The following is a 6246-nucleotide window of genomic DNA, read 5'->3' as shown; positions in this document are numbered from 1 at the left end:
ATCCCTTTGCTGCGCAAAGGGATCTGACCCCGCTGCTTGTTGCCTCAGAACGCCATCGAGGTACTGAACATCAGCTGCCGTGGCGCGCTGCGCTGCAGGGTCTGGTAATCCCCCGAGAACGACGAGCCGGCGATGGTGGCGGTGCCGATGTTGTGCCGGTTGAACAGGTTGCTCACGTCCAGCCGCAGTTCCAGGCCGGGCACCGCGCTGTCCACACCGAAGCGGTAGGCGGCATAGGTGTTGACCTGCCAGAACGTCGGCACGCGGATATCGTTCTCGTAGGTGAACGGCTGGCGCAGGTACGAGGTGCTGGTGGCACCGAAACGCCAGTCGCCGAAGTGCGCGGACAGGTCGCTGACCAGCGAAATCTGCGGGTAGCCTGGCTGCGCATTGCCCTTGATCGGGTACACGGTATCGCCCACCACGAAATCACTGTCGTAGTACGAACGGGCCACGGCCACGCCCTGGTAGAACTGCAGGTGGTCGGTCAGGTCGGCGGTGATGCCAAGGTCGGCGCCGATCACGTGCATCTTCGGCATCAGCCGCACCGTGTTGATCTGCGCGAACTGGGTGCCGATGGCGGCCGACAGCAGGCGGTTGCGGATGTCGTTGTAGAACACATCGCCGGTAATCGTCAGCCGGTCGAAGCGATGCGAGGCCCCGAGGGTCAGGTTCCAGTTCTTCTCCGGCCGCAGCGTGCCGGCCACGCGGTCGAACTCTTCCTGGTCGGTGATGGTCCACGCCGAGGCCGTGTAGCCGATGTTGCCGCGCTGGGCCACGCGATAGCCGTTCATGGTGTTGGCCAGGTCGATGAAGGCATCGGTGGATTCAGTCGGGCTCCAGAACAGCGAGACGTGCGGCAGGAAGTTGCTCTTCGCGCGCAGTGTGCCGTTCACCGGCCGGTCCTTGGCATCACCCAGGCCGCCACCGCTGGTGCGGAAGTCCACGGCCTTGAAGCCGACGCCCAGCTTCAGCGTGTCGTTCAGCACGATGTCGTCCTGCAGGTAGAACTGGCGCGAGCGGGTCACCCAGCTCGATGCGTTGTCGGTCTTGAACGCGGGGCCATACACATCGAACGGACCGGTGGCCTTCAGCGGCGCGCCCTCGCCCAGCAGCGGCTGCTGGTACCACTCGGTCTTCGCCGCGGCCTTGCTCTTCTCCTGCCAGAAACCGGCAGTGAAGGTATGCGCGCCGGCCTCGAACTGCAGGTTGAGCATGCCGCCCAGCCGGTTGAGGCGCGGCGTCTGCACCTGTTCGGAGAACGGCGCGCCGTTGGGCGATGGCATGGTCGGGTCGGTGAGCGTGGCCTGGGTGTGGCTGTTGGCGTTGTACAGCTGCACATTGCCACTCAGCGCCGGGGTGATCTGGAACCGGTGGTTGATCGAGGACACCCGATCGCGGGTGGTCTGGCCGGTGTCGTAGGGAATGAGTTCGGACAGCTCACCGCAGGTGTAGGCGCCACAGGATTTGTCCGCGTTCTCCGGCGAGGCCACGTACCAGGCCCACGCGTAGTCCGGATAGAAGATGTCGGCCTTCCAGCCCAGCTTGCGGATCATGTCGAAGGAAATGTTGTTGTAGCCCCAGACCTTGGCCTTGCTGTCGGACAGGAACACGGTGAAGTCACCCCAGGCCACGTCCTGCTGCAGTTTCAGATCGCCGCGCAGGAAGTTCTGGGTGCCCTCGCCCTGGTACTTGTCGGCCGACACCCGCTGCAGATCGACCAGCACTTTCGGACCGTGTTCGCCGAGCTGGCCGCTCTGCCCGGATACAGTGGTGACCAACGTGTTGTTGCTGCCCACGCCCTGCTTGATGCGCAGGCTGGGCGTGTCCTGCAGGTCGCGAAGGCGGTACTCCAGGCTGCCGCCGTTGACGCTGCTGGAGAACACGCTGACCGGCGCACCGCCGGGGCTGACCGTGATTGCACCGATGCCATCGGGCACGCCCACATTCACCACGCTGGTGCCGGTGAGCGAGAGGAAGCCGTTGTCGTTCAGCGGCACGCCTTCGAAGGTGATGCCCATTTCATTCATGCGGAAGCCGCGCACGAACAGGCTGGTGGCCGAGATATCCAGGCCCAGCCCGTCAGTGGCGGTGTAGCTGGCGCCGGGCACCTGCTTCAGCATGGCCAGGCCATTGTTGCCGGTGACCATGGCGTCGAGATCTTCGGCCTTGATGATGTAGCGGTTCGGGCCAACCACCTGGGTCGGCGCAACCGCAGCGCCGCGTGGTGTGGCGATCACCTGCAGGGCGTTCAAGGTGGTGGGGGTGTCGTGCGCGGTCTCGGCCGATTCGGCAGCGTAGGCGGGTGTGGCGATGGCGGTGATGATGGCCAGGGCGAGGCGCGTCGTGGGTGGGGTGTTCATGGGCAGATCCAGGTGCAGGGAGAGAGCGGCGCAGGCGCACGCCCAGCGCGTTGCAGCACCGGTGTGTCGGCGCCCTGGCTGGCGATGCGATAGCGTTGAGGGAGTGACGGCGCAGCGTGCGCCGGTCAGCAGACGAGAGCGATCATCTGCCGTGGGATTCGGTGGGGTGATCTCGACGTGCGAAATTCTTGCATCGCACCGCCGCATCCGCCATTGCACCGTGGGAAAGCATCACTGCCCTGACGGATCGCTCCGCTATCCCTGGGTATAGGAAACGCCCTGCACTGCGTGATCGCCAGTGCGGCTCCCACAGCGCAGGGCAGGAGGCGGCCGCTACAGTCCCCAAGCGAAGTTGAAGGTACCGTCCGGATCGGCGTGCACGCGGATAAGACCGTTGGAATCCGTGGTCAGGACATTACGTGTGTTGGTCACGTTCATCCATCCGCCATCGGTGCCACAGTGGAAGGTGTGGCCGGGACTGTTTGTGCCCACGTAACCCCAGTAAACCGCCACCGCCGAGCACCGGGGATGGCGGAAGCGGGTTCCCGCGCTGAACAGCACCAGCTCCGGCTGTGTGGAGAGGGCCCACGCGGGGCTGTTGCTGCCATGGCTTTCGCTGCCATGGTGCGGGCTGGTCAACACATTGCTGCGCAGGGTGCCCAAGCCAGCGGGTACATGCAGCTGCGCTTCGGTGGCAGCGGTCATGTCGCCGGTGAAGGTGGTCTGGAAGTTGCCATAGCGCATGGCCATTACCAGGCTGCCTTCATTCGCGCCGGCCCCCACGTTCACGCCGAGGATGTAACTGTCCACGTCGCTCTTCCAGCCGCCATGTCCATCCGGTCCCCAGCAGCCCAGGTCGGCCTCCGGGTAAGTGGAGGCATAGAAACCTGGATAGGTGATGGTGTTCATGTGCGCGTGTGTCTGCTGCATGGCGACCCAGTTGCGGAAGTCCACGTTGTAGCTGGTCAGCTGACGGGAGAGGTACAGGTTCCTCACCGGTAGATTGTCCAGCACTCTGGGCAGATAGCGGTAGTGATCGACATGCGGGTGGCTGACGGTTACGGCGATTTCCGTGGAGGCGTTCACCAGGCTGCGCAGGTACGTGCGTGCGGTGTCCGCATTCCAGTTCTGGCTACCGGCGCCGCCGGAGCCACAGTCCATCACGATGAGCTTGTTGCCTGATGGGCATTGGGCAATCTGGCAGTTGCCCGCGCCGATGGGAAGGGTGTGGATCACCAGCTTGCCCGGGTCGATGGTATTGGCCTGCATCAGCTGCGTGAGCGCCGCCGGGGTGGGTGGTGCCGATGGCGCCGGCAGTGTGCTGCAGCCGTTCAACAGCAGGATCGCAGACAAAACGAGCCCGCGACCGACGAGGTCGATGCGTATCATGTGCTTGCCCCTTGTGTGGTTGAGACAGGTCCGTTACCTGTCAACCGGGCTTAACGCATGATCCGTGCCAAGCATCCAAGCGATGCGCTAGCGCGACAGCAGACCCAGCTGCTGCACATGCCGGCGCAGTGACTCACGGGGGGTGCGCAGCTGCGATGCCCAATACGCTGGATCGCCAGGCGCGCGGCGTACCACGGCGTCTATTTCATCCAACGGTATGGATTCAACGCGTCGGATGGCCGATGAGGCATACAACAACGCGTAGAAAGACGGCCGTGACAGGGAGAGATGTTCGGCAGCCTTGCGCACGCACCATTGATGGGTTTCCAGTGCGTCCAGCATTTCCGCTTCGCTCACCGAGGCCGGCATGCGGTAGCGCGCCGCCGCCTTGCGCACGTCCTCTGCGGGCGGCGCGCAGGCCGCAGCGGGCGGTGGCGCGGGCGCGGGCGCAGGTTCCAACCCCGGCAGTTCCAACGGATCCCCAGCCTGCTGGGCCAGCACCAGGCGCTGCAGCAGATGGTGCAGCTGCCGCACATTGCCGGGCCAGTCGTGCAGGCACAGCGTCTGGATGATCGAGACCGGCAACTCGGTTGCGGGCCTGTCGCCACCAAGGCGCGACAACCCCAGCGCGATCAGTACACCGATGTCCTCGCGCCGCTCGCGCAGGGGTGGAATCGCAATGACGTAGGCCTCCAGCCGCCGCAGCAGGGGTTGGTTGAAGCCTGCCGATGAAAGGTTCCTGTCGGTGGCCGCAATGAGGCGGACATCTGCCCGTTCGGTACGCGCACTGCCCAGCGGACGGTACTCCCCGGTCTCCAGCGCGCGCAGCAGCATCGGCTGCACCTGTAGGGGCGTATCACCGATTTCATCGAGGAACAGCGTGCCTGCGTGCGCCTCTGCAAACAGGCCCTTGCGTGCCCCCAACGCGCCCGTGTAAGCGCCCTTGCAGGCACCGAACAGATCGGCGGCGGCGAGTGATTCACCCAGCGTCGCCATGTTCACGCTCACCATTGCCTGTCCTGCCCGCGTACTGGCGGCATGGATGGCCTGCGCCACCAGTTCCTTGCCTGTGCCTGTCTCGCCGAGAATCAGCACCGGCAACTGCGTGGCCGCCACCTGGGCAATGGCCGAACGTACCCGCGCCATGGCTCTGCCGACACCGGCCAGCGCACCGTCGCGCTGTGGCGATGGCAGCAGGCCAACATGGCCCAGGCACAACAGTACGCTGCTGCCCAGCCTCAGCACCACGCCATTGGCGAGCTGCTGAACCCCCAGAATCTGCCCCTCGGCGGCGGCCGCTATCACTCTGCCGTCCACCTCGAAATGCATGCGGCTGGCACTGCTCTGCACGGTGAGGCTGCCATCGGCGTTGCGCAGGAACCGGATCGGAGTACGCGAGATTCCCTGGTGGTCCAGCGCCTGACCGACGTCACTGCCGGCACGCTGGAAGTCGGGTGCATTGCGGTGCACCTCGCAGCAGCCCCCTTCGAACATCAGTACGGCCTGCTCGCCGATGCGCTGGCGATTGGGATGCCACAACACGGTAAGGCCCAGCAGGGCCTGTGGTTGCGCTGCCAGCACGTCTGCGGGCGCCTCCAGCGTGGCTTCCCGATCCTGTCTGTTCGACCCCATGTCCCCGCCCCTGTTCTTCCAGGTTCTGGATCGTACCCGAGGTCCGAAGCAACCACAGCGGGTAGGATCGCAGTTTCCGACATGTCGGACGTGTCGGCCGACATTATCGACACCCTTGTAAAGGGCATTCACCCACAGAACCCCCTGTTTCAGTGGGCTGAAAAGTTGGCACGGAAATTGAGATGGGAATCCCCGAGGCGCAGACGCACCTCACTTTCACTCAACCAAGGAAAAGGAATCAGCTCATGTCGAATATCGTCCTGGTCAACAACACCGCCGAAACCGTTCGCCTGGCCATTTTCCAGAAGCCGGTGAACAACCCGACCCTGGCCACCATTGCCTGGCAGATTGCAGCGCCGCCGCCGGGCGGTTCGTCCATCATCACCCTGCCCGACGATTTCAGCCTGCATGCGCGCTACTCCAACGATCCCAACCGACCGGACAACCTGGACACCTCGGCCAAGCCGGTATCCTTCGCCGAAACCTCGGCGTCGTTCACCATCGGCAGCGTGATGTCGCAGGATCGTCTGTCCAACGGTGCGGTCATCAACCAGACGTTCAACGATCTTGTGCTGAACGAAGTGCGGATCAAGAACAACTTCAGCATCGGCGTGGAAGCTTCGATCCTGCGTGGCCAGGATGCGATCTATGAGCCGCAGGTGATCTGGCCGGGCGGCCTGTTCATGGAAGACGTGCGCGCCAGCCTGTATGTCGCGGTGGTGTCGCAGTTCACGACCAAGGGCCAGCGCCTGGTGCAGGAGGAAATCAGCATCACCCAGACCGAAGTGCTGGAGGGCGATGAGCTGACGGTGAGCGGTTCGAAGTGGAAGGGCTACGCCCTGTCCAAGGCCTGACCCCCTAC

General features: G+C 64.3%; 4 protein-coding genes. 1 reads left to right on the top strand and 3 read right to left on the bottom strand.

Annotation, left to right across the window (positions count from 1 at the left end; all coding sequences use genetic code 11):
- Window positions 1-44: 44 nt before the first annotated feature.
- The 3 genes from ACMZPQ_RS03700 to ACMZPQ_RS03690 form a co-directional block, all read right to left on the bottom strand.
- Window positions 45-2363 carry a TonB-dependent receptor domain-containing protein gene (locus ACMZPQ_RS03700; RefSeq protein ID WP_197581517.1) on the bottom strand — a complete coding sequence of 773 codons (2319 nt, stop codon included), beginning with the start codon at window positions 2361-2363 and terminating at the stop codon, window positions 45-47.
- 333 nt (window positions 2364-2696) lie between these two features.
- The gene (locus tag ACMZPQ_RS03695) at window positions 2697-3752 is read right to left on the bottom strand and encodes a ComEC/Rec2 family competence protein (RefSeq protein ID WP_197581515.1); all 1056 of its coding nucleotides are present in this window, start codon (window positions 3750-3752) and stop codon (window positions 2697-2699) included.
- Between the two features lie 87 nt (window positions 3753-3839).
- On the bottom strand, window positions 3840-5384 hold the full coding sequence (locus ACMZPQ_RS03690) for a sigma 54-interacting transcriptional regulator (protein WP_197581513.1): 1545 nt from the start codon (window positions 5382-5384) through the stop codon (window positions 3840-3842).
- Window positions 5385-5629: 245 nt separating this feature from the next.
- Between ACMZPQ_RS03690 and ACMZPQ_RS03685 the strand changes: the two genes are divergently transcribed.
- Window positions 5630-6238: a hypothetical protein gene (locus tag ACMZPQ_RS03685; protein WP_197581511.1), complete on the top strand. Its 609-nt coding sequence runs from the start codon at window positions 5630-5632 to the stop codon at window positions 6236-6238.
- The last annotated feature ends 8 nt before the right edge of the window (window positions 6239-6246 follow it).

Origin of the sequence: Stenotrophomonas maltophilia (assembly GCF_047497515.2) — a bacterium.
Classification (GTDB): Bacteria; Pseudomonadota; Gammaproteobacteria; order Xanthomonadales; family Xanthomonadaceae; genus Stenotrophomonas.
The sequence above is the reverse complement of the archived record's forward strand: the minus strand, read 5'-3'. Positions and strand labels throughout refer to the sequence as shown.

Coding starts and splice junctions, on each gene's coding strand:
- ACMZPQ_RS03700 (WP_197581517.1), bottom strand. CDS start 2,363: ATGAACACCCCACCCACGACGCGCCTCGCCCTGGCCATCATCACCGCC.
- ACMZPQ_RS03695 (WP_197581515.1), bottom strand. CDS start 3,752: ATGATACGCATCGACCTCGTCGGTCGCGGGCTCGTTTTGTCTGCGATC.
- ACMZPQ_RS03690 (WP_197581513.1), bottom strand. CDS start 5,384: ATGGGGTCGAACAGACAGGATCGGGAAGCCACGCTGGAGGCGCCCGCA.
- ACMZPQ_RS03685 (WP_197581511.1), top strand. CDS start 5,630: ATGTCGAATATCGTCCTGGTCAACAACACCGCCGAAACCGTTCGCCTG.